Genomic DNA, 1,124 nt, shown 5'->3' on the forward strand with positions numbered 1-1,124 from the left:
TCTCTATCCTAAAAAGAAGAGAAGGACGTGTCCGGAATGAAACGAAAACAGTATAATAATGACTTTAAAAAAACAATTGTCGAGCTTTACAGATCTGGTACATCTGTAGGGGATCTCCACCGCGAATATGACGTATCAGAAGTTACAATTTATAACTGGATTAAAGCACTTTCACCTGTAGAGGGCGGTGATGGTTTAACGCCAAAAGACATTGCAGAGATTCAAAAAGAAAATCTTCGCCTCCAGCAGGAAGTCGACATCCTAAAAAAGGCTATGGTCATATTCGCGAGAAAGTAACTGAGCAAGAAATGATTGACTTCATTGAACAGGAGAAGGAAAATCAGCCTATCCAATTGATGTGTCGTGTACTTGATGTGCCTAAAAGTACGTATTATCAATCATTCAAAAAAGTAAAATCTACATATGAAATTGAAAACGAGAAGATCTTGGAACGAATACTAGTCATTCATATGGAAAGTAAACAGTGTTATGGCGCCCCTAAAATCCATATTCTTTTGAATAAAGAAGGTTTTGTAGTTAGCTTGAACCGCGTACAACGAATTATGAAAGCGGCAGGGATTAGATCCGTTATCACAAAGAAATATCGTCCAACCAAGTCCACTGGATTAGTAGTGGAGAGAGAAAATATCTTGAAGCAGGATTTCACGACAACCGACATCAATCAGAAGTGGGTTGCGGATATTACTTATATCCATACTAGTAATAACGCCTGGTGTTATTTAGCTTCTGTTCTAGATCTGCATACGAAAAAGATTATTGGTTATTCCTTTTCAAAATCAATGACCGTGGACCTAGTCCTCGATGCTTTATCAAACGCAATCACCATTCAGCAACCCGATGAAGGCCTTATTTTCCATACTGATTTAGGGAGTCAATACACTAGTGACGCCTTTGAAGAAGCGATGACTGACGCAAAAATGAGGCATTCATTTAGCCGCAAAGGCTGCCCATATGATAATGCCTGCATCGAGTCTTTTCATGCAACATTAAAGAAAGAGGAAGTGTACCGCACAACCTACACGGATTACGAATCAGCAAGGCTGGCACTCTTTCACTATATCGAATCATGGTACAACCGGAAACGGATTCACGGAGCAATTCAA

The 1,124-nt window shown here is 39.5% G+C and carries 1 protein-coding gene; it reads left to right on the forward strand.

Translation table 11 applies throughout. From position 1 onward, the window contains the following. Positions 1–36: 36 nt before the first annotated feature. Positions 37–1,124 (forward strand): IS3 family transposase gene (locus tag H4683_RS21165; protein WP_192600789.1). Its coding sequence is split into 2 segments (ribosomal slippage), with 1,089 coding nucleotides annotated over them: positions 37–262 and positions 262–1,124; the frame shifts between segments, so codons are not numbered across the junction. This gene is flagged as partial in the annotation.

This window comes from Sporosarcina limicola, assembly GCF_014873855.1.
GTDB lineage: Bacteria > Bacillota > Bacilli > Bacillales_A > Planococcaceae > Sporosarcina > Sporosarcina limicola.